This is a genomic window from Peribacillus sp. NPDC006672 (assembly GCF_050274955.1).
In the GTDB taxonomy this organism is placed as follows: domain Bacteria; phylum Bacillota; class Bacilli; order Bacillales; family DSM-1321; genus Peribacillus.
Genome location: NZ_JBNNOR010000013.1, coordinates 76,610 through 101,316 on the forward strand (window position 1 = coordinate 76,610; position 24,707 = coordinate 101,316).

Below are 24,707 nucleotides of genomic sequence, written 5' to 3' on the forward strand. Positions count from 1 at the left end.
AGGAGTATACGATGAAATTATCTACTCAATACTTTGGGGAAATCCATCAATTCAAATCGTTGAAAGAAGTCTTGGCAAAAGCGAATGAAGAGAAATCAGGAGATAGGCTTGCGGGAATTGCAGCGGATTCTGTCCAAGAACGGATTGCGGCGAAAGGTGTGCTTAGCGAATTGACTTTGGCAGACATTAGGAATTATCCACTACTCTCCCCGGAAGAGGATGAAGTGTCACGGATCATAGATGGTCACATCAATGGAACCATCTATCAATCTGTGAAGAATTGGAGCGTTGCCGAGCTTCGTGAGTATATTTTGAGTGACGAAACGACAGGCGACGATTTAAAGCGAATAAGCAGGGGGTTGAATAGTGAAATGATTGCTGCTGCAGCCAAGATCATGTCGAACCTTGACCTTATCCATGCTGCCAATAAAGTCGAAGTGCTCACCAAGAATAATAGTACGATTGGATACAAGGGAACGCTTGCCTCGCGCCTTCAGCCTAACCACCCGACCGACAATGTGGCTGGCATGCTCGCTTCTTTGAAAGAAGGTCTCTCCTATGGAATCGGGGATGCTCTCATTGGAATCAACCCTGTTGATGATTCAGTCGAAAGTGTAAAGCGGCTGCTTCATGCGACACAGGACGTAATCCAGAAGTGGAACATCCCGACCCAGAATTGTGTGCTTGCGCATGTGACCACTCAAATGAAGGCCGTACAGCAGGGGGCGCCTGCTGATATGATCTTTCAAAGCATAGCCGGAACGGAAGCGGCCAATCGTTCTTTTGGAATTGACGTTCAATTGCTCGAAGAAGCCAACGAGGTGGCAAAGGCCCATGGGACCGGAACAGGTCCGCAGCATCTTTATTTTGAAACGGGGCAAGGCTCCGAGCTATCGGCGGAAGCGCATTTCGGAATCGATCAGGTGACGCTTGAAGCCAGGAACTATGGATTTGCCCGCTATTTTGATCCGTACATTGTCAATACGGTCGTTGGATTCATCGGACCTGAATATCTATATAACAGCAAGCAGGTCATCCGCGCCGGGTTGGAAGATCACTTCATGGGAAAGATGCATGGTCTGCCGATGGGAGTGGATATTTGCTATACGAATCATATGAAGGCGGATCAGAATGATATCGAGGACCTGGGTGTACTTTTAACAGCGGCTGGTGTGAATTTCATCATCGCAACTCCGATGGGGGATGACTGCATGTTAAACTATCAGTCTTTGAGTTATCACGATATAGCGACATTGAGACAAACGATGGATAAGCGGCCTGCCCCATTATATGAAGCTTGGCTGGAGAAGATGGGGATTCTGGAAAACGGCAAGTTAACGAAGCGTGCCGGTGATCCAACTATATTTAACCATTAGGAGTGGATGATATGGGAATGAAAGATCCGAATAATAAAGAAGAATTGGATGCCTTGATAGCGAAAACCCCTGCCCGGATAGGGATAGGCAGATCGGGGACACGTCCTAAAACGGATTCTTGGCTGAAATTCCGTTTTGACCATGCGGCGGCCGTTGATGCTGTTTATGGTGAAGTCAGTGAAACTCTATTGAAACGCTTGGATTTATTCAAGGTGAAAACGAAGGCCGATGATAAGGAAGTCTATTTACGGCGTCCGGATTATGGTAGGAAGCTTTCGGATGAAGCAAAGCGGATAATCGAAGCCAAATGCATAAAGGCTCCAACGGTTCAAATCATCATTTCCGATGGATTAAGTGCCAAGGCGATCGAAGAGAATGTGGAGGACGTCTATTTATCTTTCAGACAATCTTTGGCAGGGTTAAAATTGGATGCAGGTACACCGTTCTATATTGAAAAGGGCCGTGTTGCCGTGATGGATGATATTGGAGAAATCCTTAGGCCTGAGGTCATTGTCCTGTTGATCGGCGAACGGCCCGGTCTTGTCAGTGCGGAATCATTAAGCGCTTATATTTGCTATAAACCTTGTTTGGGCATCATTGAAGCAGAGAGGATGGTCATTTCCAACATTCATAAAGGAGGCATCCCGCCAGTTGAAGCGGGTGCACATCTTGGAACGGTCATTCAAAAGATTCTTAAATACCAAGCGAGCGGCATGTCACTCGTGAAGAAAGAACATGAAGGGGAAAACAGTGAAAAATTCGGTTGAAAAAATAAAAAAGGAGGAGCGCATCGCTCCTCTATTTACTTGTCCCTAAATTCCACAATCCAAACGGGTTGTAGAAGGGATGGTCTTCTTCATATCTAAAGTCCCGAAGGCCCGTCAATATAAAGTCGGGGGCATCTTGTTGTATGCTAAAGGTTTCGCCAGTTGTAAAGAGAGGCCGTTCACCTAGATGGTAATAATTAAATGTGTTAAGTAGGGAAGCCGCCTCTTTCGGACTCATTGTGTTAAGTGTCACGGCATCTGGAAGACCAAAAGCTTTCATTCCGAATGAACAATAATAATCTTCTTCTCCGATAATCGTGGCAAAATGGGCATATACCGAGAGAATATCGGGGCTTTGATGAAGCTGTTGCCAATCTTCCTTTGAATGCGCAATGCCAGCTGTTTCTATTTTCACTGCCATTCCGCCTGCCCTAAGGATTGCTGCCCCAGCATCGATCAAGTCCGTAACATTTCCCATATCGGATATATCGGCTATTATATAAACGGTAAAGGTATGTTCATTTATTTCCGCTAATAAACTCTCTGAAAAGGCATCTTTACTAGCGTAAGAGAAGGTCTCTTTTAAAGTGGGTTCATAATCCTGGATTTCTGCCTGAAAAGTTATGTTCTTATCCTTGTTATGAAAAATATTCCCGGCTAACAGATACCCTTCGCTTTGGGAAGCGACCGTTTGAATCAATTCTGCCCTGTCCTTCCACTTTCCGGGTATCCCGATGATGATTTGGTTTTCCGTCATGAATCATCTCTCCTTTCCGATCACTTCATACTATACCACTCTTGAAGTTCACCATAGCATTTTTTAATATATAGCGCCAAGCCGCCGGTTAATGCGAGTGAGGGATGTACAGGACTTTTTCAAACTTATACAATTGATGTATAATATAATCTAGTAAACGTATAGCCTATCTTCAAAAGGATTCCCGTAAAGGGTTTTCTCGTGGGGCAGTATCTTAATAATCTATTCGTATATATTCAATGATGAAAGAGAGTGTTTATAATGGGCCGTAAGTGGAATAACATTAAAGAAAAAAAAGCGTCAAAAGATGCAAACACAAGTCGGATTTATGCTAAGTTCGGACGGGAAATATATGTAGTGGCGAAACAAGGTGAACCAGATCCGGAATCCAACCAGGCGTTAAGGGTCGTGCTTGAGCGTGCCAAAACGTACAATGTTCCCAGAGCGATCATTGACCGTGCGATTGAAAAGGCTAAAGGCGGTTCGGAAGAAAGCTATGACGAACTTCGTTATGAAGGATTCGGTCCAAATGGATCAATGGTCATCGTGGATGCATTGACAAACAATGTGAACCGAACGGCATCTGATGTACGTGCCGCATTCGGGAAAAATGGCGGGAATATGGGTGTCAGCGGTTCTGTTGCTTATATGTTCGATGCAACGGCTGTCATCGGGATTGAAGGTAAAACGGCTGATGATGTGCTTGAACTGTTAATGGAAGCGGATGTTGATGTACGTGACATCATTGAAGAAGAAGAAGCGGTCATCGTTTATGCTGAACCTGAACAATTCCATGCTGTACAACAAGCATTCAAGGATGCGGGAGTCACCGATTTTACAGTGGCAGAGCTGACGATGCTTGCACAAAATGACCTAACCCTTCCAGAAGATGCACAGGTACAATTCGAAAAGATGATTGATGCATTGGAAGATTTGGAAGATGTGCAACAAGTTTATCATAATGTAGATCTTGGTGAATGAAAAAACGGGCAGACCTTTGCTATATGATCAAAGGCCTGCTTATTTTATCTGATGCAAAAGAGCCTGTTTTGGTTGATGAAACAGGCTCTTTCCTTTTGATTATTCATTTATGACGATTCCGGAAAGTTCACGGTCTTTCTTTACCTTTTCCAATTCCGAAATAGTGACCAGCTGATAGCCTTTGTCATGCAGTTGTTTGATGATTTTTCCTGCAGCCTGGGCGCTAGTTTGGTAGATATCATGCATTAAGATGACTCTGCCGTCTTTGGCTTTACTCATCACTTTGCTTACGATTTTCTTTTCATCGCGTTCTTTCCAATCTTCGGGATCGACATCCCAGAGTGTGACTTCCATATCCTCCATGTATTCACGCACATTACTGTTAATCGCTCCATATGGGGGACGGACGAGACTTGGCTCAGCACCTGTAGCTTTTTCTACAGCTTCTTGGGTCTGTTCGATTTGACTCTTGATTTTGTTCTTGCTTAAGCGAGTCAGCTGCGGATGATCCCATGAATGGTTGCCGATCTCATTTCCTTGTTCAAGCATTTTTTGCAGAACTTCCGGATAGTGCTGTACGCGGCTTCCAAGCACAAAGAAGGTCGCGTGTGCATCATACTTGTTCAGGTCTTCAAGAATGGACATGGTGTGAATTGGATGTGGCCCGTCATCGAACGTCAAGGCAATGACCTTTTTTGATGGGTCAATCCATTCATTTTGCACGGGAAGTTTAGCGACGATATGTTTCGGCTGCCATTCCTTTACACGATCCTCATTCAATTCTTTACTTTGATATGAATCTAGCAAACTATCGTTAAAAAGTTCCTTCTTGATGGCTATTGTATGTGTCTTAGTTGAATCATCAGTCTTAACGTAGAATACAAGCGTATTTTTCAAGACTGAAAAAGAATCGAAGTTGGCCGCCTTCAGTTTGTTTTCCTTTTTAATAAGACTCTGTGAAATGCCTTCTTCTTCCTTCCCAGTTAACTCTTCTAAAACAATATCGGATAAAACGGATAAATAATCAGTATCCGTGGCAAAGATGTCTTCTATAGAGAGCTTTTGCTGAGATGGAATATCATAAGTGAAGATCCGAGATTCGGACTGCTTCTTTCCTTCCACTTGTTCATATTTATCGAAGGAAATGGTAATGGTCTGCTTGCTGAAATGGAGGATTGTGTATGTGAGGTTAAGCTCGGATGCTTCTCCGTCGGATGCTTTCCATTTCTTTTCATAATCCTTAATTTCTTTCTTTATGTAAGCTTCTAGTTGCTTGTCGATATTTTCTAAATGCAGAACGGGTCTGCTGGCAGAATAACCGCCTTTCGTATTATCTTTCAAATACGTTTGAATATCAGCTTCTGGGTAATTTTTATCGTTTGTATAGGCTGAAACGGTACTCTTCTTATCAAAAGCAAGGCTTTTGATGGCTAACCCCATCGTTCCCACTGCAGCTGTTAGACAAAATAGAAAAATAAAGACTTTTTTATAATTTAGTTTCTTCATGTTGCATTCCACCTCGATAATCATTCTACTATATAGACGCGCCAAAAGCCTTAAAAGTTTGTAAAAAATTTCATTTTTTTATATGGAAATTTTTCTTTAGCTATTTTCAAACTTTTAAAGCCCGTCGAGCGTCTATCCTTTGTACCTAGGATACGTAATTTAAATGTAAGGAGCTCTAGCATGCAATGAAAAATCTAGATATGAATCAACTAATAACGGCCCGGATAACCGAACGGCAAGAAAATTTGTACAGACTTGCTTTTTACTATGTCAAAAATCAAGAGGATGCGCTAGATATCGTGCAGGAATCGATTAGAAAAGCGCTTGCCTCCAGCAACAAAATAAAAGACACTGCTTCTATAGATAGCTGGTTATATAAGATCATAGTCCGAACGTCACTTGATGTTTTGCGAAAGAAAAAGAAGCTGACAGTCGCCGATGACGAAACAATAGAATACTTACGCAGCGGAGAGGAAGATCACTACCCCGACCTGGATTTGCAAAAGGCCCTGGAAGGACTTTCGGTCAAGTATAAAACAGTAGTCGTTCTTCGTTTCTTTGAAGACCTGAAGTTGGAAGAGATAGCGGAAGTGCTGGAAGAGAATGTAAGCACGATTAAAACAAGATTATATAAAGCCCTGCAACTATTGCGGATCAACATGACTGAACGGGAGGAAACGAAAAAATGGAAAAAAAACTAAAAGATCTGCGGGAAGAGTATCTTAAAACACCGATCCCTAAAGAATTGAAAGATGTCGTTCAAGCAGCCTTGAATGAAAAGCCGAGGAAGAAGCCAAGGGTTGGAAGGAATATCCTCGTGTCAGCGGCTGCAGCGCTTCTGATTGTGACAGCTTCCGTAAACATAAGCCCGGCAGTGGCGAAAGCAATGAGCGTCATTCCGATAGTGGAAAAAGTCATCAAAGTGATTACATTCATTGAATGGAACAAAGAAGAAAATAATTCCTCAGCAGTTATTAAAACACCAGCTATTTCAGGTCTGGAAAATAAACATCTAGAAAATAGCTTAAATGATAAATACTTAGCGGAAAGCAAACAGCTCTATAAGGAATTCACGGACTCCATGTCTACTCTGAAGGAAGGAGAAAATGGAAATATCTCAGTCGAAAGCGGATATAAGATATTGACCGATAATGACACGATATTATCCGTCCAGCGTTATACCGACAAGATTTCTGCTTCCAGTTCTACAGAAAGCCAATTTGATACAGTTGACAAGAAAAATGAAGTGCTATTAACGTTAAATAGCTTGTTTAAAGATGACCGCTATCTTCAGGTAATAAACGAAAATATTAAGGAACAGATGAAGCAGCAAATGGCTGAGGACCCCAATAAAATATATTGGGTGGATGATGATGAATTTGTTGAATTTAAAGGTATTGATGCAAAACAAAACTTTTATATTAACAAAAATGGCAAGCTTGTGATCGCTTTTAACAGCTATGAAGCAGCACCAGGATATATGGGTGCTGTTGAATTTACGATCCCGACCAAGGTTATTTCAGATCTTCTTGTTGGGGATCAATATATTCACTAAGAACTTATTTATTTAAACTTATATGTATGAGGAGCGATTTGTTTTTAAAACGGAGAACTCAAAATACTCGTTAATTTAAGACGAATCAAAGTTACGCGATTACAGTAACTTTGGTTCGTCTTTTGATTCCTCAAATTTCATCTGATCCAGTTCGAGCCTCATTTTTTCCGTTTCAATAAGGAAGTTCGCGTGTTTAAGTTTTTCGAGTTCCAATTCGTCTTTAATCATATTTTGTTTGGTTTTTGCTTGTTTTTCGAAATGGCTTGTTAGGATTGCAATAATGGGAATGGAAAATATCAATACAACGGTTACTAGCCCTATCATATTTGTGCCTCCTCATTTTTTGTTATTTCTATTATACGATGTATATAGCGGTTTTGGTTGGGGTTTTTTTCTTTATATCATTCTCATTAATTTGTGAATGATAACCAAACAGATATCAAACGTAATACATGGGTGAAGTTAGGGCAACATTCATTCATGGCAGCTTCCTATTGACTAAATTGATTGGGTGTTTTTTTAGGGGAATTTTAGTGTGATTTGTGCTTTGTTAAATAGCTACTATTATTTATTTTGAATTTAATTATTTAAATATACTAAATATTTGTTTACAACAGAGAAAATAAAAGTTATTATACAATAATAAAAGGAGGGCTAGGTATGGCAACGATAAATAAACAGAAAATTGTGGATAGTGTACCTCAAAAAGGTTTTTTTGGAAACCCAAAAGGACTATTCACCCTTTTCTTTACTGAGTTCTGGGAGCGTTTCTCCTATTATGGCATGAAGGCCATTCTTGTTTACTATATGTATTACGAAGTTTCTAAAGGGGGACTAGGTCTTGATGAACACACAGCCCTTGCCCTTGTATCCATCTACGGATCTTTAGTATATATGTCAGGTATAATTGGCGGCTGGCTTGCTGATAGGATTTTCGGGACTTCAAAATCCGTATTTTACGGTGGTATCTTGATCATGCTCGGGCATATTGTCCTTGCTGTACCAGGCAGTCTCTCCATGTTCTTTGTTTCCATGGTACTCATTGTTCTGGGTACTGGTTTATTAAAACCGAATGTTTCCAGCATTGTAGGGGAAATATACGCGGAAAATGACGATCGCCGGGATTCCGGTTTCAGTATATTCTATATGGGTATCAACATGGGTGCATTCCTTTCACCATTTCTTGTTGGTACAGTCGGATTGAACTACAGCTTCCACCTTGGTTTTGGACTGGCGGCAATTGGTATGTTAATTGGGCTAATCGTCTTTGTTGTAACAAAGAAAAAGAACCTAGGCCTAGCTGGAACTCTTCCTGCTAACCCATTATCACAAAATGAAAAGAAAACCGTATTCACTAAATTGGGAATAGCTGCATTGATCGTAGCTGCCATCATCGGCATCACTGCCGCTAATGGTATCTTAACGATTAAAACCTTTATTAATCTTGTAGGTATCCTAGGGATCCTTATTCCAACCCTATATTTCATTTTCATGTACCGCAGCCCTAAAACAACTTCTGTTGAACGTTCACGATTGATAGCCTATATTCCTTTGTTTATAGCAGCTGTCATGTTCTGGGCGATTCAAGAGCAAGGTGCAACTATATTAGCAAATTATGCAGACAAACGGACACAGTTGAATTTTGCTGGATTGCAAATAAACCCGGCATGGTTCCAATCATTGAACCCTTTGTTCATCATTACCCTTGCACCAGTATTCGCATGGTTATGGATTAAACTAGGAAAGCGCCAACCGACCATACCTCAAAAATTCTCAATAGGTCTACTGTTCGCCGGTTTATCATTCCTGGTGATCCTGCTTCCTGTTTATTTCGGTGGATCAGACTCATTAGTCAATCCGCTATGGCTTGTACTTAGCTATTTCCTTGTAGTGCTTGGAGAACTTTGTTTATCCCCTGTTGGACTTTCAGCGACTACAAAATTGGCTCCGGCCGCATTCTCGGCACAAACGATGAGCCTGTGGTTCCTGGCAAGTGCAGCAGCACAAGCACTGAACGCACAAATCGTCAGATTCTACACTCCTCAAACCGAAATGGCTTATTTTGGAGTGATTGGCGTTGCTTCAATAATCCTTGGACTGGCCCTGATGGCCTTATCACCAAAGATTCAAGGTTACATGAAAGGCATTCGCTAACACTTAACCAGCAGTAAGGAAAAAAGGAATGGACTATATAATGAAGATGACCTCTATTAAACGGGGTCATCTTTTTTATTACAATGATTTTGTGTATCTTGCTTTTTCGCATTGAAATTGTATCGACCGTGCCAGAATAATCAAATACCATTTTTACCAAAAAATTGATATGATGTTTTAGCAGCCTCATAGTTTATGCTTAAAACACCAATGAAGATTCATTCCAAAGTAGCTGAAAATAGGAGCAGAGAAATGAATAAATTTTATAGAGCTTTAACTCATGTAAACAAAATAGTTTATGAACCTAATCATCTGTCTATAAAATCAATTCAAGATGAATATCAAAATTCGGAATACGGAGCTGGAACATTTCACTTAAATGCAAAGTCGGTTCGATTTAGAGTCGCAAAAATAACACCCAATAAAGTGGGACAGTTTGTTGCGTTTTGGGAAAAAGACGAAAATAATAAAAATCAACCCTTTGCATATGAACATTCTCCTGACTTATTGGTCATCAATACCTCAATGAGTAATAACCATTTTGGGCAATTTATTTTTCCGAAAGAAATTCTCGCAAAACAAAATATCCTTAAAACGCAAAATGTAAAAGGGAAAATGGCAATAAGGATTTATCCTATTTGGGATAATCCAACTAGTAAACAGGCAATAACAACTCAAAAGTGGCAACTACCCTTTTTTGTTGATTTGAGTCATGCGAATAAGTTACCCATACAAAAAATATTAGAACTTTATTCTGTGTGAATTTTCCATGCAGAAACCACTTGGCTATCAATGGTTCATGAAGAAGCGGTTAGAGGTGAGTGTTATATTTCCCTAAATATCTCACTCAACTTTTCTAAGGAGGTAAAAATGAAATACTTGGAATATGCATATCCCTGCAAATGACTTTCGTTCTCCTTTTCATCACGGGGATTCTCCCAAAGTTGAATTCATATGTTGGTGCCAGCATTTATTTGATCATTGGGTTTGCAAGTCTGGTGATCAGCTTATATTTAGCAAGTAAGAAATTTCTCTTGAGCATTTCGTTTATTGCCATCATCTTTTCCATGCTTATCATTTGTTTCACCATTTTCATTTATTTCTTGCCTGAAGCCGGGATGCCGCCCGAAATCCCTTTGTTTGATTCGCCTCGCCGCAGCTCCAGCGCCTCCTGCTAAAGCTTTCCCTATTTTTGATGCTTGAGTAGCGTTGATGTGATATTTACTATATAAAATTCCATTAACTGTTTGATCACCAACGGGACCTGTAAAATTAGGATCTATTGGTGTTCCTGTAGAAAAGTCTGGAATTTCATTACAACTACATGTAGTCTCATTACTTTTATTATTACTTGCTTCAGCGAATGACGGACTAATAGATGCAAACATTAATCCACAAGCCAAAATAGAGGCAGAAACTTTGAATTTTTTCATTAGATTCTTCCTTTCCTATTCTTCAGCAAAATTGCTAATAAAAATATAACAAGTGTTATTATTACGGATACTCTATGGTCGATGTTCAATTTAGTATCCACATCAAATATTTGTAAAACTAATAATAATGTAACCAATAATATTAGTACTCTGGATATAATAAACGCCTCCCTTTACACCCTATAATAAGAACAATAACATAATTTTCCAAAAAATGTGAAATCGTCAGAAAATTATTAGAAACATCAGTAGTCTTCAAGGCTAAAAGGCTCATTTTAAGGGAGCCTTTTTTTATTCTCTTTCCATGCCTTGATAAGGCTTTCTTGATATACCTTTAGATTTGCCCTTAAATTGTGGTTGCTGACAAGTTTGTTCCCATTGTATGTTTCTACCTGCCTGTTCAATTCCATTTATAATGCTTTCAAACAAATTTGCGCCTTTTTAAGGGAAAACAATAAAAGCTCATAGAATGCTATTTATGGGCTTCTGTCGAGGTGGCGATAAGGTACCTTGTCTGTAAGGAAAAACGTCTAATTATGTAAAAATTTGTATTATTAATTAAATACAAAAATTGTAATAAAAAAGTATAATTAGAATATAATGGTAGTTTTATAAAAGGGGGCGCATTTATATTATGAAACTTAAAAAGAATTTACTTGTATTACTAGTTTTATTTTTATCTGTTTCTATTTTCCCATTTCAAGCTGGTGCTACAGTCAGTGATGATTTTCCAGTTAGATTTACAAGTAAGGGTACATATGATGGGTGTACTATTGATAACCATGGGGGTGGGAACATCGTGGTTAGAATTAAACAATGGGGTGTTCATTCTGGTGAAAAAGCTTCAACAAGATGGGATTTAGTAAATATGGATACAGGAAAGCTTGTTAAACGAATTTATGTTACTTCTGACTTCAACTCAAATATAACTTTTAAAGACATTCCAAGAGGGGATTATTCACTTACATGGTTTGCTGAAACTAATAATGATACAAATGGTTGGTATTATGTAATAAGTCCTGGAGCTAAAATTTATAGATGATCTAAAAAAAGAGCTGCGCGTAATAGTCAGTTTTATTGACTATTACGCGCAGCTCTTTTCAATTTCATTATTTTGTTGTCCTTAATTTCTAATCATTAAGGTTTTGAATTAGGTTTTTGAAATCTGTAATTAATATCATGTTGAATAGTACTGTTTAAATTACTTTTTATATGTTCATGGCTTTCCTTATTGATTTTGCCTTCATTGAGCTGTTTATCTAATTGAGCAGTCATCTCTTTTGATAAAAAATTAACTAAAGATTGTTTTGAAATGCCTTGATTTTCAGCAATTTCTGCCATAGTCTTTCCTGCCTTAATTGAATTTGTATATTCCTGATCAGTTATATTCAAAAAGCTATATAGACGATTGTAATTAGGCGTATATTCAAAAACAATCTTTTGATTTTGATTAGATAACGATTGAGCTTGTGCATTATCTGTAGTTGAAATAGTTAAGGAAAACAATAAAATAACAACACCTATTTTATATAGCACCGGATCATCACTCCTTTTCACTATATTTTTATCCTAATAATTTTTTTTATGTAAGGGTTTAGAAAATTTTAATTTTTTGTTTTAAGAGATTAAGTTGAATTCATTAATAAAAATTTTTTAAGGGGATTTTTCATGTTTCTTATTATCATACTCATCATTATAGGCTGTACATATGGAGGCATTCGTTTTTGGAAGAGAAAAAGGGTAGTATCGATATTCTTGTTGAGTCCTTTACTAGCAGTAATTTCATTTATAGGATACTTCATGTATCATACGTTGTACCACACAACACCTGACTCGTTGCAACTAACTGTTCATAAAGAAAATGAAGCATACATCGTAGGGGGAGTTTGGAAGGACCGGTTAGATGCGTTTCGATTTCCTGCTGATTTTCTTGTGTTCTATATCCCTAATAATGAGAAAGTCTCCAATGTTAAACGAAATAGAGTTAAATCCTACAATGAAATGGATGGGAAACTTTTAGAGAAAGAAGTAGAAGATTGGATTGGGCAAACAACTCATCTCGAGTGGGAACCGCAAATTTTTGATTTACATACAAGCAGTGAATTTGAATTTACATTCAATCTCCCAAGGAACATAAAACCAAGTGATGTGGAATTGTATTATATACACACAAGAGAAGAGCCAATGGAGGCATTAGAGTTTTGGTCCAAGAAAATTGAATTAAAGTAAAAATTCTCATATGAATTAACCAGAGGAGGTGCAGGATGAAAATCCGGCCAATGATGATTTGCATTTTATTAAGTGCAGCCGTGCAGATGATTGGTTTAATAGTTGATTTCCCATGGAAGGGAATTACACTGTGGACATTATCTGTGATCTTTCTTTTAATGGCTGCGTATTTCACGAAGTCTCCTGCGAAGAAATGAAAATCCAATCGAGAAGGAACCGGAATGAGGCATGCTCTTCCGGTTCTTTTTATATCAGTTTGCTGCTTGGATCAATCCTTTATGAATGGAGACTTCCTTAATGGCACGGTAGACCGTTTCGACCATGAAATCGAGTTCCTTTTCTGACATGGAAAGAATGGGCATCATCGTGATGACGGGACCGAGTTCTCGAATGATCAGTCCATTTTCCCGGGCGATATGGATGATTCCGGAAACGACGTTCTCTTGGAGTGTGAACGTTTCTTTTGTTTGGCGGTCTTTAACGATTTCCACTCCAATCATGAAGCCGCGCTGGCGGATATCGCCTACGATCGGAAGTTCGGATAGCGCTTGCAGTCTTTCGGATAGGTATTTTGATTTTTTCTGGATTTCTTTAATGAGATTCCGGCTTTCCATTAGCTCGATATTCTTCAGGGCCAGTGCACAGGCTAGCTGATTTCCTGTATAGGTGTGGCCGTGATAGAAGGTTTTATGTTCTTCTCGTTCTCCCAAAAAGGATTGAAAGATCTGCTCGCTCATGATGGTGGCTGCGAGTGGCATATATCCCCCAGTTATCCCTTTGCCCATACACATGATATCAGGGACGACATCTTCCTGTTCGCAGGCAAACATCGTACCGGTGCGACCGAACCCTACGGCCACCTCGTCACAAATTAGGAGGATATCGTACTTTTTGCATAATTGCTCAACCTCTTTCAAAAAGCCCCGGGGATGGGTTATGATACCTGCCGCCCCCTGCACAAGCGGTTCGATGATCAATCCGGCAATTTCCTCTGATTGTTCCTGCAGCAACTTCTCCAGTTCCTTCAAACAATGGCTTTTCACTGCTTCTTGATCACCATATTCAGTCATGTGATAGGCATATGGTGAAGGGGCGGAAATCCGTTGAAATAAGAGGGGCTTAAAGATTCTATGGTATAGATCCATCCCGCCTACACTTACAGCTCCAACAGTATCGCCATGGTATGCTTCGTCAAGGGAGACGAATTTGTTTTTATTCTGATGCTTGATGGGATCGATATTCTGCCAATATTGATAAGCGACTTTAAGGGCGATTTCCACAGCGGCAGATCCCGTGTCAGAGTAGAAGACTTTCGATAAAGAACCAGGAGTGATCTCTGCCAGCTTCTTTGCCAGTAAGATCGATGGTACATTTGCAGATCCCAACAGCGTTGAGTGCGCGACTTTGTTCACTTGTTCAATAAGAGCGCCGTTTAATTCCGGCTCGTTATGTCCGTGCACATTCACCCATAATGAAGCATAGCCGTCCAGGTAGCGTTTGCCATCCACATCAATCAGATAGCTGCCTTCCCCGCGCTCAATGATTAACGGTTTACTTTCCCGATACGTTTTCATTTGTGTGAACGGGTGCCATACATATTCCTTATCCCATTGTTCTAAATCCTGACTGTTCATGCTTTGAACACCTCTTTCAATTGTTGGGTATAATTTTGGTCACCAAGTAAATCAAGGATGCAGATTCTCAAATCTTTTCTAACATCGGCCAGTGTTGGAATGCAGGCGAGCCCCTTAAGCCCTGTCAGCTTTTCAATGGTTTCGATATTGTCTTGATGAATCCGATCCTCTGGCCGGTAATGGTTATACAAAATGGTTTTAACGCATATATCATGGATTTGTGCATAAGAATGCGTCGTCACAACATTATGAATCGCTCCTAAACCACTTGTAGATACGAAGAGGACAGGCATGCCGCAATCCCTTATGAAATCCGTCGTCATATAGAAACCTTCCGCCCGTTCGATGAGCGGCACAGCCAATCCACCTGCTCCTTCGACTAATACGATGTCATACATTTCCTCAAGTTCCTGAACCCTTTCCACGACTTTCTTCTCATCGATTAGACTCCCAGTTAATTTAATCGCCAAATGTGGAGAGGTTTCGGGTTCCAGTGTGTAAAACCCTGATTCCTTTACACCTAGTTCTTGCTCAAACCAAGAAATATCCGGGTATGTATTCGTTTCCTCATTGAACCCTGTTTGAAATGGCTTGAATATCGTGACGCTTTTTCCAAATGTTTGAAGAGACAGATAAAGTGCACTCGTGACGATGGTCTTTCCAATATCCGTGCCAGTTCCGGTTATGAAGTAGGCTTGGCCCATGGATGATTCAGCTCCTTTACGTTTATGTATCTTGCAATTCGCGGACGTACTTGTTGAATGATGACAGCACATAGAATGCACAGCAGTAAATCACCGGGTACCGGTAATAAGAAGCCGTAAAGAATCGTTTGGTTGATTGAAAGCGGCGTTTCCACAATCCACTTCATTGCACCATACAGCCATATGCAGCCGAAGAAGTAAACGGTCAGCAAAGAGGCAGCGTTAGCAAAGAATATGGAACGAATTGTGGAGAGGGAAAACCGGTTGATCAGCCATCCGTTTACATAGGCTCCCAGAATATATCCGAGCAAATAGCCGAAAGTGGGTTTGAATATATAACCGAATCCCCCGCCTTCAGCAAACACTGGTAACCCGATAAGTCCGATCAAGACGTAGCATAACTGACTGAGCAACCCAAGACGGGGCCCCAGCAAAGCGCCTGCCAAATAGACTGCCAGAATTTGCAGTGTGAATGGTATATAAGGGATAGGTATTTTAATAAAGGCGCCAATTGCGGTTAACGCAGTAAAAAGGGCCACATAAGAAATCGTTCTTGCTTTCAAGGTTTTCACCTCCTTTTTTAGAAATGGCAGGCAAAATGCCCACTATTAGTTTGCCTGATTCCTATTTTATATGTCAACTAATTTATATTTAAGTTAACATATAAAGCACATGCTTTCTCATTTTTTCAAGGACAAACTAGGAAAATATTGAAAAATAGCCATTGAATAATATTTTGTTTGTATGGTATTATTCATCCATATGTTAACTTTAAACCATTTTAGTTAACACATTGAGTGTTTTAGGTGTTCGTTTATGCCATTAATTTCACTTAATGCTCCATTACCAGGGATTTTCTACCATTCTAAATGAGGAACTTCCGAACATTTTGGTTTGAAGGGAAAGATGGATATCGAAATGGGGACGCTCTAAAAGCGGTAGCAACAGAAGGTGGGATAAATTGCAGGAAGCAGGTCTTTGATAGACTATCTCTTTAGAGTCGGAGTGTTAGCGTTCACTTTATCTGCAGGTGTCGGGAGGGAAGCATCGATTCTTGCCCGGGCCAAGCTCCTTCCCAAGGAAGTACATAAGCACGGGATCTAGGCACCAGTATTCGTATCGATTGGAACTTCGCGAGTCCTTCGTAATGAATCGCGGCAGATTCATGGAAAGGAATAGACAACATTAAAAGAAAAGAGGGATTGAATTTGGAAACATTAGTAAGGGATTGGAAGTTGTTAGCGGAGAGTGTGATTAAAGGATATAAAGTTACGGCCGAAGAGGCATTATCAATCGTACAAGCCCCAGATGGCGAAGTTTTGGAAATTTTGAATGCAGCATATCTCATACGCAAGCATCATTATGGAAAAAAGGTCAAATTGAATATGATCATCAATACGAAATCAGGATTATGTCCCGAAGATTGTGGCTACTGCTCGCAGTCGATCGTGTCGGAAGCCCCGATCGATAAATATGCATGGCTGACTAAAGAAAAGATTGTCGAGGGAGCGCAAGAATCAATCCGTCGTAAAGCTGGTACATATTGCATCGTTGCTTCTGGCCGTCGTCCGACCAACAGGGAAATTGATCATGTCATTGAAGCGGTAAAAGAAATCCGTGAAACGACGGATCTTAAAATCTGCTGCTGTTTAGGTTTCCTGAATGAGGAACATGCCGGAAAACTAGCAGAAGCAGGCGTTCATCGCTACAACCACAACTTGAATACATCACAGGAAAACTACAGCAATATTACATCAACACATACATATGAGGACCGGGTAGATACAGTCGAAACTGTGAAAGATGCTGGAATGTCCCCATGTTCAGGTGCCATTTTCGGTATGGGGGAATCTGCTGCGGAAGCAGTGGAAATCGCTCTATCCTTACGCAGCCTTGATGCGGATTCCATTCCTTGTAATTTTCTCAATGCAATTGACGGAACGCCTCTTGAGGGAACTTCCGAGTTGACCCCCACTAAATGCCTGAAACTGATTTCGATGATGAGATTCGTCAACCCGAGCAAAGAAATCCGTCTGGCCGGCGGTCGTGAGGTCAATCTTCGTTCCATGCAGCCCATGGCACTTTATGCAGCCAATTCCATCTTCGTCGGAGATTATTTAACGACAGCTGGTCAAGAACCAACGGCGGATTGGGGAATCATCGAAGACCTGGGGTTTGAAATCGAAGAATGTGCTCTTTAGGAAATATGAAAAAAAGAAAAGTAAAAAGGAAGGCTGCTGTTGCAGTAGCCTTCCTTTTTAAAATGTCTCGTGAATGATCGAGCCTGTCCTGGAAATATCATAATCACCTAAAGCATCGATTTCCGCTTGAAATGGATTCGAGGATAAAATTCTTTTGACGATTTTTATGATTTGCTCGTTTTTCGGAGTTTTTAATAGAACAAGGTCATAACGTTCCGTTATCAATGGAATGAAGTCGACTCCGACTATTTTTGCCGCTTTTTCAATTCCAACGCCGACATCCGCAATGCCTGATGAAACAGCTGATGCGACACTTAAATGGTTGGTTTCCTCATTTTCATACCCCTTAAGGTTTTTAGGCGGAATCTTATGGATCCTTAGCTGCTCATCAAGAAGGATCCTTGCACCAGATCCTCTTTCCCTATTGATGATGGTCAAGTGATCCTTGTTTAAATCATTCCAGGTGGTGAGATTGAAAGGATTCCCTTTTTTAACATATAAACCTGCATTCCTTGAAACGAGATTAAATAAAATATAAGGATAGCCAACCAAGATCTTTTTTATATATGGAAGATTATACTCACCCGTATCTCCATCAAACATGTGCATACTCACGATGTCGGAATCGCCATTGTACATGGATATAAGCCCGCTTAAACTCCCTGTGTTCGATCGTAGTGTTTTATGGCCGGAATCCTTCTCGATGTACTGCCCGAGTATATCCAAAACCATGTCCTGACCGCTGATGACAAGGGGTGGTGTGCCCTTCTCTTCGTTCCGATGGGGTTCGGCGATAGGACCCGGGGATGTAAGGGACTTACTGTCAGTGATATATTTCTCTAAGTCCTTTGCATCCATTCTCATTTGCCTGCCCACTCGGAATACAGGCAGTTCCCCTTTTTTAACAAGATCATATATCGTCAATTTAGATACTTTTAAAAGCTGTGCCACTTCTTCGATTGTATAGGATAGCTCCTGCGACATGTGCATCCCTCCGTCCTTATTGTATCTTAGTGCCCTTTGAAAAGTAAATTCATAGATAAATAGGAAATATTAGATTAACTAGTTATAATTAGATATAACTAGTTATAACTGGTTAGAAAGGAAGGGTGATTTTGAAAAAAATATACTTTATGATTTTTTCGATTATGCTGCTTGTGACAGTGGGGACAGGGTGTTCAAATGATGAAGCGGAAAACACAGAAATGAAGGCGGAGCAAGTGGAATTGACGGTTTCCGCAGCTGTAAGTTTGCAAGATGCTTTAAATGATATAAAAGATTCATTTGAAAAAGAAAATGCAAATGTGAAAGTTAATTATAACTTTGGAGCCTCGGGAGCTCTTCAGCAGCAAATTTCCCAAGGCGCACCTGTGGACCTGTTTTTCTCAGCTGCTGAAGATAAATTTGATAAATTAGTAGATGAAGATCTTATTGAAGAGAAAAACGGGATCGATTTAGTCGGAAATAAACTGGTGCTGGTGGTGCCAAAGGACTCCGATAAGGAAATGGGATCATTGAAAGACCTCAAAAAGGCTACTAAAATTTCGATCGGTACGCCAGAGTCTGTACCGGCAGGGCATTATGCGAAACAAACATTGGAAAACATGAATCTCTGGAAAGAGGCTGAAGATAGATTGATATATGCCAAGGATGTCCGGCAAGTGCTTACATATGTGGAAACAGGAAACGTGGACGCTGGACTCGTTTATAAAACGGATGCCATGAGCTCATCAAAAGTTGATATCGTTGCAACAGCCAAGGAAGATTTACACGATCCGATCATTTATCCGGTAGGAATGATCAAAAATAGTTCACACCCAAAGGAAGCGCAACTATTTTACGACTATCTTCAAAGTGTAGATTCTGACAAGGTTTTTAAAAAGTATGGATTTGAAGATTTGGACTAATTCCGCTGTTTTGTTAAACGATCAGTTTTTAAATAAAGATACATTGGTTTAATTGGGTGATAGGTGATCTATCACCTTTGTTTATTTTTTACTGATTTCAGAGGTCAGAAAAAAATACCTCTTATAGGGTATTTTAGAGTTTAATTTTTATTTTTTTTGACATCCTCACTATGTTTTCGGGGGTGTATTTATCTTTGGTTTTAAGTGCCCCATACATATTCAGGATTAAATTCGCTTGGAATAAGATCTGTTTTTTTGTAAGTGACGGGTTTTTCATTTTGCATTGTTATAGTTATTTCAGTTTTTTCGTTGTTCATTTCTAACGTTAGAAATGAAGTCTTATTTGAATCTTCACTATAGATTATAGCAGTTAGCTTATTTCCGGTTGATTCGGTTAACTGTAAATGCTTTATGACTTTCTCTTTTCCCTTTTTCGGGATTTTTTGCAGTATATACTTGTCAGCACCTTTAATGTCGCTGCTGCCATTGATCATTATGTAAAATTCATCATTTGTCCAACCGCCCGCCATATGATACTTTGGTGCGCTGAACGAAGGCTCTTTGTTCTGTTGTGTAGAATCTTGAACCTGGTTTTGTTGAGGTAAGTCTGCTTCTTCATTTTTAATGACTTTTTCCTGATCGTTATCGCAAGCAGAAAGACTCCATATAACAATAAGTCCTACAGTAATTTTTTTAAAAGCAAGCAAGGTTTGTCCCCCTAAAAGTGATTTACTGATTTTAATTCGTCTTTATTCCATTTTTGTATTTATATCTCTAGTATAACTTCCTTGAAATTTCCAGTAAATAAACTCTTATACATTATTGTTTTACAACAAACTACATGTTTTAAAAAAACACCCTGTATTTGGGTGTTTCAGACTGTAGACAAACTCTGAACTGCCCCGTAAATGTTAGACACGAAACTAACATTTACGGGGTGTTTTTTTATGGCTAGTAAAATTTGGACGTTGATTTCCGCTCAAGAAACTCGCTTTCCGCGGGCGGTCAGCCCTCGGCTTGCGCCTGCGGGGCCTCCCCCAGACGCGCTTTTCCCTCAGGAGTCTCGCACCTTCCACTCCAATCAACTGTGTTATAAAATGGCTATGTTAAAGGTAAAGGTTGATTTATCGAAAAGTGGTATTATGAATTCTGCCATATATCAAATAAAATAAGACTCACTCGAAATGGATATTTATGTTAAAATACAAATAAGTTTTTGAAAGAATGTACTGAAACTAACGCAACAGTTTTGTTGAACAAGTAAACAAAAAGTTTGGTCACTGCGAAATAAATAACTTTCCAAATACACTCTTGTTTCTCTTTTTAATAAACAACAAGTCTGAATAATCTTTCGGAGGTGAGTGTTTTGTCCACCGGGGTTCTAACCCTTGTAACTATGGTGATATGGATTGTACAGATTTATGAATTAATTAAACCTAAAGAAAAGCAAGACAATAGAAAAATAATATTATTAACTTCCTTTGGGTGCTTGTTAACAACAATTTTGACCGTCCATCTTTTTCAAAGTCTTATTGGTTCCTAATTTAAGGAGCCTTTTTATCGCTCAGTTTATGGATACTTCGAACAAGTTAGTTATTGTACTAACTGGTGCTTTAAAAAATGGACACCAAAATAAAATGAGCTTGGAGATTCATTTCCCAGCTCATTTTTTATTTCCTGTATAAAACGAATAATCTTGGCACTTAGAATGCAAAATCTCTCAGTCTGAACTTATCTGCGGTTTCCCAAGTTCCATGAACACTTGCCAAGATAAGCATTTGCTTTTTCTTGCTCAAATCACTTTCCATTTTTCTATTGTCGAGGAATTGAAGCCACACTAAATAAAGTTGTAAATACTTCGTAGAAACACCATTAAAAAGACGTATCCATTTCTTTAAACGTGAATGTAATTATTAATATTATTGAGGTGGTAGATGCCTTTCTTTACATATTCTTTCTTACTGCCGTTTATGATAACGTGCTCCACATCGTTACTAGACGTATAAGATTTGTAAGAATTGTGAGCATCGGAAATAAGCACCGTATCACTCTTAAAATGAGATGTAAGGGTGGTATCAATTTGTTCCATTTTGATCAAAGTTACGTTTTCCGAAGCCCTTTTGTCTACAAACTGAGGCCACCAATTTGGTGGCTTTTACTGTTGTCGCCCGGCATGGGTGTAGTGAGGGGAATCCTCTGAACCAAGGCGTCTATATGTTAAGTGATGGACATTGATTTCATCAGAAGATTGTACTTGCCCTACTCTACAACTTTGCTCACATCTCTTCTTGTTTTGGTCAAATAGACGACCAGGATTAAGATTATAACGAGGAAGGCCAAACTGGTTCCCGTCGTACCTAGACCAAGTCCACCCTTATCATGAGGCTGTGAGAGATAGTCGCCAAGAGAGGCGCCGAGAGGACGGGTCAAGATGTAGGCGATCCAGAAGGAAAGCACTGTATTTAGTTTGAAACCGTAGTGGGCGATGGCAACCACCCCAATCAACGCCGCGAACATAAGTGCAGACTTCCAGTAGCCGATATCGAGACCTTCTGCTATGAGGTCACCAGCTGCTGTACCCAAGGCGAAAGTGAACAAGATGGCCAACCAGTAGAACGCTTCTCGTTTAGATGTGTAGATAGAGTGAATGGACAGCGTCTTCTCACTCGCATACCAAGCCGCAAATGTCGCCACCATCGCGATTGTGAAGATGATAGTTGTCGTCACCAGACTGACCCCGAGATTGTCCACGAGATTGTCGGTAATTAGCGTACCTACAACGCTAATCATCACTACCGTGAGCCAGTAAATCCTTGGCACATACTTACTCGCTTTGAATTGGAAGAAAAGCGTTATGATTAAAAGAACACTCATGATTAAGGTCGTATTGGCCAAGCCCAAGTTCAGATTGTCACTCAGGAAGTCTGCAGCCGTCTCGCCCACAGTGGTTGCCATTACTTTGATTATCCAGAAGTAAATGATGACTTCAGGAACTTTGTTCAACATCTGACGCCCGATGGACGGGCCTTTTATATCATTCATTAATGAACCCTCCTGATTTTCTCTTGTTTTATTTCGTTTTCGATAAAACTTCATTGGCAATTTCTGCTGTTCCCTAGAGACAATATATCAATTCAACCTTAACGCAACTTGAAAAAAGGATTAAAAATCAATTAAAAAGCGAAATAAAAAGCAAAATAATGCTAAATTGAAGGAAGAGCGTTTCAAGAATAATTGGAACCGATTAAAATACAGGACTTTGGAGCAAATTTAAAGGGGATTGAATTATTTAGCGGAGGACAATTTTTCGTGTATAAGATGCAAGGAATATTCCTAGCTAAATTCGATAAACACATTTGGGTGTGAACTCCTTGCCATATACCACTCAAGTAGGAGGGTTTTAAATGAAACAGCGTATTTTGGTTGTAGAAGATGAAATCCAGATAGCGGCGATATTAAAGATAGAACTCGAATACGAGGGGTATGAAGTGCTTGTTGCCCATACCGGCAAGTCGGGGTTGGAAGCCGCATTGCACGAAGAATTAGATTTAGTACTTTTAGATGTTATGTTACCTGAGCTGAATGGCATTGAAGTTTTAAGAAGGATCCGAAATGAGAACTCCTTACTGCCAATCATCCTCTTAACAGCTCGCAATATTACAATGGATAAGGTTGCAGGACTAGACCAAGGGGCCAATGACTATATAACGAAGCCCTTTGAAATCGATGAGTTATTGGCAAGAATACGTTCAGCTATACGTCATAATTCAATAACTGCCAATGCTTCGAGAGAAGAGGAAACGATCTTATCAATAAAAGATTTATTCATAAATCTCGATACTAGAGAGGTTAAGAGGGGGGATTCTTCCATAGCGTTAACCCCAAAGGAATTTGATTTACTCATTTACTTACTATCCAATAAAAACAAAATCGTGACGCGGGAAAATATCCTGATGAATGTATGGGGTTATGAGTATGAAGGGGAGACCAATGTAATTGATGTGTATATCCGCCATTTAAGAAAGAAAACGGAAGAAGGTTTTTCTGACCCGACAATCATTCAGACGGTAAGAGGAATTGGTTATACTGTAAGGGAGAAATAAGTAATGAAAATTACAACAAAAATTAACCTGATTACTACGGCTTGGATACTCTGTGTGTTGATTGCGGTCAATGCTGTTGTATTTTTTTCTTTTATGAAGATTACTGTAAATATGGAAGAGGATATATTAATTCATAAAGCGCAAAATGTCATTGCTGAAATACAAATGGATGATACGCCCCATGAATTAGAAAAAAAATTAACCACATATTTGACGAATCATTCATTTATAAGAATCATTCAACCTGATTCTAAAATCAGTAGCGAAGTGTCCAGCGACCAGTATTTGCTTAAGAAATTTAAAGGGGAATTTTCTACTAAACAAGAAGCGCAAAGAAGCACAATTAAACAAGCGCATAAAGAAGAACAAATATTAATCGTTAGGGTTCCTATCCAATCCAAAGGTAAAGTTGTTGGAACTTTAGAAATTGGAGATAGATTACTAGGACTGGAATTAGGGAAGGATGTATTACTTTCCATTCTCACCTTTTGTACCCTATTAGGGGCGGGGTTATCGCTGCTAGGCGGCAGGTGGTTATCGAGTGTAATTATGAGACCTATTTCCAATATGATTAATACGATGGAGGATATTGAACAAAGCGGTATTCCGAAAAAAATCATCATCCAAGAGGAAACAAAGGATGAACTGCAAAAAATGGCTGTTACTTTCAATCGGATGATGAGCAGATTGGATGTAAATTTGGATAAACAGAAGCAATTCATTTCAGATGCTTCACATGAAATAAAGACTCCGTTAACAATAATAAAGAGTTATGCCGATCTCTTGCGTCGCCGCCGGATAAAAAGCGAAGAAAAGGCATTGGATGTTATAAATGTAATTCATTCAGAGGCAACCCGAATACAGATAATGACGGAAAGGCTGCTGGAATTAGCCGATACAGAAATGGAAAATACTTTAGATATTAAATCAGTGAATATAATAACTTTATGCGAGAACGTGTTTAAACAATTCAAAGAGGTCTATGAGCGAGAAATAAATTTTCATTATCAAGAAGATACCATTACGATTACAGCAGATGAATTGAAGATAAAACAGGTGATTATTATCCTTTTAGATAACGCAATCAAATATAGTACAGGCAAAATTGATGTATATGTAGAGGATCAGTTATACTCTACGGTCATTCGGGTAAAAGATTATGGGATTGGTATTCCTGAGCATGAAATGGAAAATATCTTCGAACGTTTTTACCGGGTGGATAAGGCTAGAAGCCGGGAGACAGGCGGAACAGGGCTAGGTTTGTCGATAGCCAAAAATATAATGAATCAACATAATGGGGAAATTAAAGTGGCCAGTATCGACGGAATAGGAACAGAGATGGTATTATCCTTACCCAAAAGGTAATTTGCTGCTAAATACAAGAATGAGGTGTTCTTTGA

At 39.5% G+C, this 24,707-nt stretch carries 25 protein-coding genes and 2 pseudogenes; 15 read left to right on the forward strand and 12 right to left on the reverse strand.

Annotation, left to right across the window (positions count from 1 at the left end; genetic code table 11):
- Positions 1 to 11: 11 nt before the first annotated feature.
- Together ACQKKK_RS19685 and eutC are read left to right on the forward strand one after the other, a co-directional pair.
- Positions 12 to 1,376 carry an ethanolamine ammonia-lyase subunit EutB gene (locus tag ACQKKK_RS19685; protein ID WP_427618389.1) on the forward strand — a complete coding sequence of 455 codons (1,365 nt, stop codon included), beginning with the start codon at positions 12 to 14 and terminating at the stop codon, positions 1,374 to 1,376.
- Between the two features lie 14 nt (positions 1,377 to 1,390).
- Positions 1,391 to 2,143: pseudogene (eutC, locus tag ACQKKK_RS19690) on the forward strand (ethanolamine ammonia-lyase subunit EutC); the annotation flags it as partial.
- 31 nt (positions 2,144 to 2,174) lie between these two features.
- Here the strand turns inward: eutC and ACQKKK_RS19695 are convergent.
- Positions 2,175 to 2,900, reverse strand: a complete 726-nt coding sequence (locus ACQKKK_RS19695; RefSeq protein ID WP_427618391.1) for a DUF4261 domain-containing protein — start codon at positions 2,898 to 2,900, stop codon at positions 2,175 to 2,177.
- Between the two features lie 261 nt (positions 2,901 to 3,161).
- On the opposite strand from ACQKKK_RS19695, the gene ACQKKK_RS19700 reads away from it, so the two are divergent.
- Positions 3,162 to 3,881 (forward strand): YebC/PmpR family DNA-binding transcriptional regulator, encoded by a 720-nt coding sequence (locus ACQKKK_RS19700; protein WP_427618393.1) that lies wholly within the window; start codon positions 3,162 to 3,164, stop codon positions 3,879 to 3,881.
- A gap of 99 nt (positions 3,882 to 3,980) precedes the next feature.
- Here ACQKKK_RS19700 and ACQKKK_RS19705 read toward each other — a convergent pair whose 3' ends face one another.
- Positions 3,981 to 5,387: a polysaccharide deacetylase family protein gene (locus ACQKKK_RS19705; RefSeq protein ID WP_427618394.1), complete on the reverse strand. Its 1,407-nt coding sequence runs from the start codon at positions 5,385 to 5,387 to the stop codon at positions 3,981 to 3,983.
- 185 nt (positions 5,388 to 5,572) lie between these two features.
- Between ACQKKK_RS19705 and ACQKKK_RS19710 the strand changes: the two genes are divergently transcribed.
- Both ACQKKK_RS19710 and ACQKKK_RS19715 read left to right on the forward strand, forming a co-directional pair.
- Entirely contained in the window at positions 5,573 to 6,088 is a 516-nt protein-coding gene (locus tag ACQKKK_RS19710) for an RNA polymerase sigma factor (RefSeq protein ID WP_427618395.1), read from the forward strand.
- Positions 6,073 to 6,942, forward strand: a complete 870-nt coding sequence (locus ACQKKK_RS19715; RefSeq protein ID WP_427618397.1) for a DUF3298 domain-containing protein — start codon at positions 6,073 to 6,075, stop codon at positions 6,940 to 6,942. Before ACQKKK_RS19710 ends, ACQKKK_RS19715 begins: the two co-directional genes overlap by 16 nt.
- 99 nt (positions 6,943 to 7,041) lie before the next feature.
- Here ACQKKK_RS19715 and ACQKKK_RS19720 read toward each other — a convergent pair whose 3' ends face one another.
- A complete protein-coding gene (locus ACQKKK_RS19720) occupies positions 7,042 to 7,266 on the reverse strand; it encodes a hypothetical protein (protein WP_427618398.1) in 225 nt (74 codons plus the stop codon).
- A 336-nt stretch (positions 7,267 to 7,602) separates the two neighbouring features.
- Between ACQKKK_RS19720 and ACQKKK_RS19725 the strand changes: the two genes are divergently transcribed.
- Entirely contained in the window at positions 7,603 to 9,096 is a 1,494-nt protein-coding gene (locus ACQKKK_RS19725; RefSeq protein WP_427618399.1) for a peptide MFS transporter, read from the forward strand.
- A gap of 252 nt (positions 9,097 to 9,348) precedes the next feature.
- Positions 9,349 to 9,858, forward strand: coding sequence for a MepB family protein (locus ACQKKK_RS19730; protein ID WP_427618401.1), 510 nt, complete (start codon positions 9,349 to 9,351; stop codon positions 9,856 to 9,858).
- A gap of 251 nt (positions 9,859 to 10,109) precedes the next feature.
- Here ACQKKK_RS19730 and ACQKKK_RS19735 read toward each other — a convergent pair whose 3' ends face one another.
- On the reverse strand, positions 10,110 to 10,529 hold the full coding sequence (locus ACQKKK_RS19735; protein ID WP_427618403.1) for a hypothetical protein: 420 nt from the start codon (positions 10,527 to 10,529) through the stop codon (positions 10,110 to 10,112).
- Between the two features lie 634 nt (positions 10,530 to 11,163).
- Here ACQKKK_RS19735 and ACQKKK_RS19740 point away from each other — a divergent pair.
- Entirely contained in the window at positions 11,164 to 11,571 is a 408-nt protein-coding gene (locus tag ACQKKK_RS19740) for a hypothetical protein (protein ID WP_427618404.1), read from the forward strand.
- A gap of 95 nt (positions 11,572 to 11,666) precedes the next feature.
- Here ACQKKK_RS19740 and ACQKKK_RS19745 read toward each other — a convergent pair whose 3' ends face one another.
- Complete coding sequence (locus tag ACQKKK_RS19745; RefSeq protein WP_427618406.1) at positions 11,667 to 12,065, reverse strand: hypothetical protein; 399 nt, start codon at positions 12,063 to 12,065, stop codon at positions 11,667 to 11,669.
- A gap of 132 nt (positions 12,066 to 12,197) precedes the next feature.
- Here ACQKKK_RS19745 and ACQKKK_RS19750 point away from each other — a divergent pair, with 132 nt between their 5' ends.
- Positions 12,198 to 12,758 (forward strand): hypothetical protein, encoded by a 561-nt coding sequence (locus tag ACQKKK_RS19750; RefSeq protein WP_427618408.1) that lies wholly within the window; start codon positions 12,198 to 12,200, stop codon positions 12,756 to 12,758.
- 35 nt (positions 12,759 to 12,793) lie between these two features.
- On the forward strand, positions 12,794 to 12,955 hold the full coding sequence (locus tag ACQKKK_RS19755) for a hypothetical protein (RefSeq protein ID WP_427618410.1): 162 nt from the start codon (positions 12,794 to 12,796) through the stop codon (positions 12,953 to 12,955).
- Between the two features lie 54 nt (positions 12,956 to 13,009).
- Here ACQKKK_RS19755 and bioA read toward each other — a convergent pair whose 3' ends face one another.
- The 3 genes from bioA to ACQKKK_RS19770 are packed head-to-tail and all read right to left on the reverse strand — an operon-like array spanning position 13,010 to position 15,659.
- A complete protein-coding gene (gene bioA / locus ACQKKK_RS19760) occupies positions 13,010 to 14,392 on the reverse strand; it encodes an adenosylmethionine--8-amino-7-oxononanoate transaminase (RefSeq protein ID WP_427618411.1) in 1,383 nt (460 codons plus the stop codon).
- Complete coding sequence (bioD, locus tag ACQKKK_RS19765) at positions 14,389 to 15,096, reverse strand: dethiobiotin synthase (protein ID WP_427618413.1); 708 nt, start codon at positions 15,094 to 15,096, stop codon at positions 14,389 to 14,391. Before bioD ends, bioA begins: the two co-directional genes overlap by 4 nt.
- A complete protein-coding gene (locus ACQKKK_RS19770; RefSeq protein ID WP_427618414.1) occupies positions 15,075 to 15,659 on the reverse strand; it encodes a biotin transporter BioY in 585 nt (194 codons plus the stop codon). The genes bioD and ACQKKK_RS19770 overlap by 22 nt, the downstream gene beginning before the upstream one ends.
- Before the next feature lie 415 nt (positions 15,660 to 16,074).
- Between ACQKKK_RS19770 and ACQKKK_RS19775 the strand changes: the two genes are divergently transcribed.
- Entirely contained in the window at positions 16,075 to 16,200 is a 126-nt protein-coding gene (locus tag ACQKKK_RS19775; protein ID WP_427618416.1) for a hypothetical protein, read from the forward strand.
- A gap of 104 nt (positions 16,201 to 16,304) precedes the next feature.
- Positions 16,305 to 17,297 (forward strand): biotin synthase BioB, encoded by a 993-nt coding sequence (gene bioB / locus ACQKKK_RS19780; protein WP_427618418.1) that lies wholly within the window; start codon positions 16,305 to 16,307, stop codon positions 17,295 to 17,297.
- A gap of 57 nt (positions 17,298 to 17,354) precedes the next feature.
- Here the strand turns inward: bioB and ACQKKK_RS19785 are convergent, their stop codons facing one another.
- The gene (locus ACQKKK_RS19785) at positions 17,355 to 18,281 is read right to left on the reverse strand and encodes a substrate-binding domain-containing protein (RefSeq protein WP_427618420.1); all 927 of its coding nucleotides are present in this window, start codon (positions 18,279 to 18,281) and stop codon (positions 17,355 to 17,357) included.
- 131 nt (positions 18,282 to 18,412) lie between these two features.
- Here ACQKKK_RS19785 and modA point away from each other — a divergent pair, with 131 nt between their 5' ends.
- Positions 18,413 to 19,204, forward strand: a complete 792-nt coding sequence (gene modA, locus ACQKKK_RS19790; protein ID WP_427618421.1) for a molybdate ABC transporter substrate-binding protein — start codon at positions 18,413 to 18,415, stop codon at positions 19,202 to 19,204.
- 200 nt (positions 19,205 to 19,404) lie between these two features.
- On the opposite strand, the gene ACQKKK_RS19795 is transcribed toward modA, so the two are convergent.
- The 3 genes and pseudogenes from ACQKKK_RS19795 to ACQKKK_RS19805 form a co-directional block, all read right to left on the reverse strand.
- Positions 19,405 to 19,911, reverse strand: coding sequence for a hypothetical protein (locus tag ACQKKK_RS19795; RefSeq protein ID WP_427618423.1), 507 nt, complete (start codon positions 19,909 to 19,911; stop codon positions 19,405 to 19,407).
- Between the two features lie 996 nt (positions 19,912 to 20,907).
- Positions 20,908 to 21,299: pseudogene (locus ACQKKK_RS19800) on the reverse strand (IS1595 family transposase); the annotation flags it as partial.
- A 164-nt stretch (positions 21,300 to 21,463) separates the two neighbouring features.
- Positions 21,464 to 22,246 (reverse strand): hypothetical protein, encoded by a 783-nt coding sequence (locus ACQKKK_RS19805; RefSeq protein WP_427618424.1) that lies wholly within the window; start codon positions 22,244 to 22,246, stop codon positions 21,464 to 21,466.
- A gap of 362 nt (positions 22,247 to 22,608) precedes the next feature.
- On the opposite strand from ACQKKK_RS19805, the gene ACQKKK_RS19810 reads away from it, so the two are divergent.
- The gene (locus ACQKKK_RS19810; RefSeq protein ID WP_427618425.1) at positions 22,609 to 23,307 is read left to right on the forward strand and encodes a response regulator transcription factor; all 699 of its coding nucleotides are present in this window, start codon (positions 22,609 to 22,611) and stop codon (positions 23,305 to 23,307) included.
- A gap of 3 nt (positions 23,308 to 23,310) precedes the next feature.
- Positions 23,311 to 24,672 carry an ATP-binding protein gene (locus tag ACQKKK_RS19815; protein ID WP_427618427.1) on the forward strand — a complete coding sequence of 454 codons (1,362 nt, stop codon included), beginning with the start codon at positions 23,311 to 23,313 and terminating at the stop codon, positions 24,670 to 24,672.
- The last annotated feature ends 35 nt before the right edge of the window (positions 24,673 to 24,707 follow it).

What these genes read in the sequence shown, in the direction of transcription:
- ACQKKK_RS19685 (WP_427618389.1), top strand. Translation starts at nt 12, where the DNA reads ATGAAATTATCTACTCAATACTTTGGGGAAATCCATCAATTCAAATCG.
- ACQKKK_RS19695 (WP_427618391.1), bottom strand. Translation starts at nt 2,900, where the DNA reads ATGACGGAAAACCAAATCATCATCGGGATACCCGGAAAGTGGAAGGAC.
- ACQKKK_RS19700 (WP_427618393.1), top strand. Translation starts at nt 3,162, where the DNA reads ATGGGCCGTAAGTGGAATAACATTAAAGAAAAAAAAGCGTCAAAAGAT.
- ACQKKK_RS19705 (WP_427618394.1), bottom strand. Translation starts at nt 5,387, where the DNA reads ATGAAGAAACTAAATTATAAAAAAGTCTTTATTTTTCTATTTTGTCTA.
- ACQKKK_RS19710 (WP_427618395.1), top strand. Translation starts at nt 5,573, where the DNA reads ATGAAAAATCTAGATATGAATCAACTAATAACGGCCCGGATAACCGAA.
- ACQKKK_RS19715 (WP_427618397.1), top strand. Translation starts at nt 6,073, where the DNA reads ATGGAAAAAAAACTAAAAGATCTGCGGGAAGAGTATCTTAAAACACCG.
- ACQKKK_RS19720 (WP_427618398.1), bottom strand. Translation starts at nt 7,266, where the DNA reads ATGATAGGGCTAGTAACCGTTGTATTGATATTTTCCATTCCCATTATT.
- ACQKKK_RS19725 (WP_427618399.1), top strand. Translation starts at nt 7,603, where the DNA reads ATGGCAACGATAAATAAACAGAAAATTGTGGATAGTGTACCTCAAAAA.
- ACQKKK_RS19730 (WP_427618401.1), top strand. Translation starts at nt 9,349, where the DNA reads ATGAATAAATTTTATAGAGCTTTAACTCATGTAAACAAAATAGTTTAT.
- ACQKKK_RS19735 (WP_427618403.1), bottom strand. Translation starts at nt 10,529, where the DNA reads ATGAAAAAATTCAAAGTTTCTGCCTCTATTTTGGCTTGTGGATTAATG.
- ACQKKK_RS19740 (WP_427618404.1), top strand. Translation starts at nt 11,164, where the DNA reads ATGAAACTTAAAAAGAATTTACTTGTATTACTAGTTTTATTTTTATCT.
- ACQKKK_RS19750 (WP_427618408.1), top strand. Translation starts at nt 12,198, where the DNA reads ATGTTTCTTATTATCATACTCATCATTATAGGCTGTACATATGGAGGC.
- ACQKKK_RS19755 (WP_427618410.1), top strand. Translation starts at nt 12,794, where the DNA reads ATGAAAATCCGGCCAATGATGATTTGCATTTTATTAAGTGCAGCCGTG.
- bioA (WP_427618411.1), bottom strand. Translation starts at nt 14,392, where the DNA reads ATGAACAGTCAGGATTTAGAACAATGGGATAAGGAATATGTATGGCAC.
- bioD (WP_427618413.1), bottom strand. Translation starts at nt 15,096, where the DNA reads ATGGGCCAAGCCTACTTCATAACCGGAACTGGCACGGATATTGGAAAG.
- ACQKKK_RS19785 (WP_427618420.1), bottom strand. Translation starts at nt 18,281, where the DNA reads ATGTCGCAGGAGCTATCCTATACAATCGAAGAAGTGGCACAGCTTTTA.
- ACQKKK_RS19805 (WP_427618424.1), bottom strand. Translation starts at nt 22,246, where the DNA reads ATGAATGATATAAAAGGCCCGTCCATCGGGCGTCAGATGTTGAACAAA.
- ACQKKK_RS19810 (WP_427618425.1), top strand. Translation starts at nt 22,609, where the DNA reads ATGAAACAGCGTATTTTGGTTGTAGAAGATGAAATCCAGATAGCGGCG.
- ACQKKK_RS19815 (WP_427618427.1), top strand. Translation starts at nt 23,311, where the DNA reads ATGAAAATTACAACAAAAATTAACCTGATTACTACGGCTTGGATACTC.